4 protein-coding genes are annotated in these 2,923 nt (G+C 71.7%); all 4 read right to left on the bottom strand.

What is annotated here, in order from left to right:
• Positions 1 to 113: 113 nt before the first annotated feature.
• On the bottom strand, positions 114 to 1,298 hold the full coding sequence (locus EAO77_RS36235) for a ParB/RepB/Spo0J family partition protein (RefSeq protein WP_187283574.1): 1,185 nt from the start codon (positions 1,296 to 1,298) through the stop codon (positions 114 to 116).
• A gap of 339 nt (positions 1,299 to 1,637) precedes the next feature.
• The gene (locus EAO77_RS36230) at positions 1,638 to 2,003 is read right to left on the bottom strand and encodes a protein kilB (protein ID WP_261994310.1); all 366 of its coding nucleotides are present in this window, start codon (positions 2,001 to 2,003) and stop codon (positions 1,638 to 1,640) included.
• A 162-nt stretch (positions 2,004 to 2,165) separates the two neighbouring features.
• Complete coding sequence (locus tag EAO77_RS36225; RefSeq protein ID WP_147992543.1) at positions 2,166 to 2,393, bottom strand: hypothetical protein; 228 nt, start codon at positions 2,391 to 2,393, stop codon at positions 2,166 to 2,168.
• Positions 2,390 to 2,866 (bottom strand): Pycsar system effector family protein, encoded by a 477-nt coding sequence (locus tag EAO77_RS36220; protein WP_147992542.1) that lies wholly within the window; start codon positions 2,864 to 2,866, stop codon positions 2,390 to 2,392. Before EAO77_RS36220 ends, EAO77_RS36225 begins: the two co-directional genes overlap by 4 nt.
• Positions 2,867 to 2,923: the final 57 nt, after the last annotated feature.

The raw sequence follows: 2,923 nt of genomic DNA, 5'->3' as shown, positions 1-2,923 counted from the left end.
GCCAGGGTGCTCTTGCCGGAGCCGGCCGAGCCGCTGGCGAGCGTGAGGACACGGGTCGGGAGGCCCGTGTCGGCGGGCGGGGTCATGGTGTCGGTGCTCATGTGCACTCCGCTCTACGCCGTCGGAGCGGGCGCGTGGTCGGTGGGCTGGTAGTCGGTGTGAGTCTCCAGCCAGTCCGCGTAGGCGCGGGCGTGGGTGGAGTCGGTGCCGTCGGTTCGGGTCATGGGGACTTCGCAGCGGGCGAGGGCCAGCGCGAGCGCGCCCTGCTTCTGGCGGTCGGTGCCTTCCTCGCCGGACAGGTTCGTCAGGTCCAGCGCGGAGGGCCCTACGGCGGTTTCGGTGAGCCACTGTCCGGCGAGCGCAACGGCTTCGTCGGGATCAGCCGGCGCCTGGGCGGCGATGACGAAGAGGCGGGCGAGGTCGCCTGCGCCCGCGGCGATGGCGAGGACGCAGGCTTCGCGCCTGGCCTTCACCGCGGCGTCTTCCGGCGGGGAGCCGGCTGCGTCGCCGGACCCTCCCTGGGCGGGTACCTTGCTGGGCTTCTTCGCCTTGGGTTGCTTCCCGGTTGACGGGTTGGCAGAGCGATTCGCGGAGCGCTCCGCGGCGTGCCATGCCTTGAGCTGCTCTTTGCGGTCCTTGATCTTGCCGAGGTCGCGGGCGAGTTCGATGGTCATGCCGGGGGCCCGCGTTTCGAGCGCCTGGCGGAGTTCGGGCTGGAGGCTGTGCAGGCGGCGGCGCTGGGAGACCCATCCGGGGGTCTTGCCCAGCTTCTTGGCGACGGCATCGTAGGTGCCGAGTTCCGCCTTGAGTTCCTCGATCGTGGCGAGTTCCTCGAAGGGCTTGAGCTCCTCGCGCGCGATGTTCTCCGTAGCGGCCGCGACGAGGATGTCCTCCCGCGTCGTCAGCTTGGTGCTCACGTGCACAGGCAGGGTCGACAGTCCCGCTTTCCTGGCAGCTGCCAGACGGCGGTTGCCGCCGATGACCACGTGGGCCCCGGCCGGGAGTTCGGCCGCATTCTCAGGGAAGGCCGTCCGGAACGTCTCCACCGGAATAACCAGGCAGGGTTGCAGGACGCCCGTCGCCTCGTAGGTGTCCGCAAGGCCGTCCACGCCTTCCATGCCCTGGCGGGCGTTGCGCGGGTTGTGGACAAGGGAGTCGAGGGCGAGTTCCGGTGTGGCGTTCGTGCCGTCAGCCGGCGCTCCCTGAGGGTTCGCTGCGGCTTCCTCCTGCGCCCGCTTGGCCGCGAGCTGCTTGCGCCGCTCCGCCAGGGAGAGCCCGTCGTTCTGTGCGCCGGCCATTCGTACTCCAGGTAGGTCTTGCTGCCGTCTCGGGCTGGAGCTTAGCGACCGCCGGCGCTGCGCCCATGACACAGGGCAGTCTTTACGCCGTAAAGAGCCAGGCGCACCCGGGGTGGCCGGCGCCAGCCGCCCAACCGAGGGCAAGGACATGCCGCAGGACCCCGAGCGCCCCACCACGGGAGCTGGTGGGACAGTCTGCTGCCGGTCTTCTTTACGCCGTAAAGAAGACCGGCAGCACCGCACGTCCCTGAAAACACAAAAAGGCCCTGCCCGTCCCGAGCGGGACGGACAGGGCCAGGGACATCACGGCTGTACGGCAGGGGGCATGCGTCGGGGCTGTTAGACGGCCAGCAGTCGGCCGGCTTCGGCGACGAGGCGTTCGTCAGCGGTGAGCGATGCGGCCCGCGCGTCGGCGAGTGCGGTGAGGGTGGCGGCGCCGCGCAGGGCGTAGACCGCTTCGGCCGCCGCGTCGGCGGCGGGCCGCAGCGCGGGCAGCAGCACGGCGACTTGGACGGCCGGGGCGCTGATCGCGGCGCGGGTGGCCTGGCTGGCTGCGCGGGCGTCAGTCCAGTCGTCGCCGTCGAGGCGCAGGGACTCGCGGTGCCACATCGCGGCGCGGTGTGCTGCGATCGCGGATACCAGGGTGGCGACGGCGTCGACGGCGTGCTGGCGGCGGGCGGTTGCCTCGGTGCCGGCCAGGGTCATGCGGGTGGCGCGGCCCTGGGCCAGGGCCGCGAGGACGGTACCGGCCAGCGTGCCGATGACGGCGATGACGGCAGTGGTCGTGACTCCCTCTCACTCACAACTCGACGAGCCTGCACGCTCTTGCGTACAGGGCTGAACGGTGCATTGCCATGGCGAGGACTGTCAGGCGTTGGGCAGTCCGTGAACCGCGCAGGCGATGCGGGGGTGGGCATCGAGGTCTCCGACGGCCACGGAATGGAGGTCGGCCAGGCTTTCGACGGGGGCCCAGGCGGGACCGGGGCAGTCGGTGTCGACCGGGCAGGGGAGGAACACGGCGAGGCCGGTGTCGCCCCAGCGGTCGGTGCGCCGGACGGCGAGGACCAGGTGGCCCGGCTCGGCATCGGGATTCACAGGGCGGCTCCGGCTGCGGCCAGGGCGAGGAGCGCCAGGGCGGTGAGGGTGAGGTCGACGGCTCGGCGCAGGAGCGTGTACTTGCGCAGCGCGATCCGGGAGAGGACGCGGATGCGGGCTGCGCGGGTGTCGGTGCTGAGGCCGGCGCGGATCTCGTCGTCGTCGAGACGGGCCCAGTAGGGGAATGAGCTGCGGTCGTCTCCTCGGAGACGAGGGCGGACGACCAGGAGCAGGAGCACGGCCGCCGCGGCGAGCGTCAGTCCGGCGCCGCTGCCGGCCAGTTGAGCGGGCAGGGGCCAGTCCCGCCGGGCCGCGGATACGAGGCCGGCGAGCACCGCGCCCGCGAATGCGAGTAACAGTGATGCTTTGGCGTCGGTGCGGGCGACTTCCCCGGCGACGGTCATGGCTGCCTCGGTGAGGTTCCGGTCGGTCTGCGGGTCGGTGCTGGCGGGGGCGGGTGTGGTGGTGGTCATCGTGGACTCCTTCGGTCAGGCGGCGAGCCGGTGTGTGACGGCGGGGGTGGTGTAGGT

This window comes from Streptomyces sp. T39 (assembly GCF_008042045.1).
In the GTDB taxonomy this organism is placed as follows: Bacteria; Actinomycetota; Actinomycetes; order Streptomycetales; family Streptomycetaceae; genus Streptomyces.
This window is presented reverse-complemented; position numbering and strand designations above follow the sequence as displayed.

Coding starts and splice junctions, on each gene's coding strand:
- EAO77_RS36235 (WP_187283574.1), bottom strand. CDS start 1,298: ATGGCCGGCGCACAGAACGACGGGCTCTCCCTGGCGGAGCGGCGCAAG.
- EAO77_RS36230 (WP_261994310.1), bottom strand. CDS start 2,003: ATGACCCTGGCCGGCACCGAGGCAACCGCCCGCCGCCAGCACGCCGTC.
- EAO77_RS36220 (WP_147992542.1), bottom strand. CDS start 2,866: ATGACCACCACCACACCCGCCCCCGCCAGCACCGACCCGCAGACCGAC.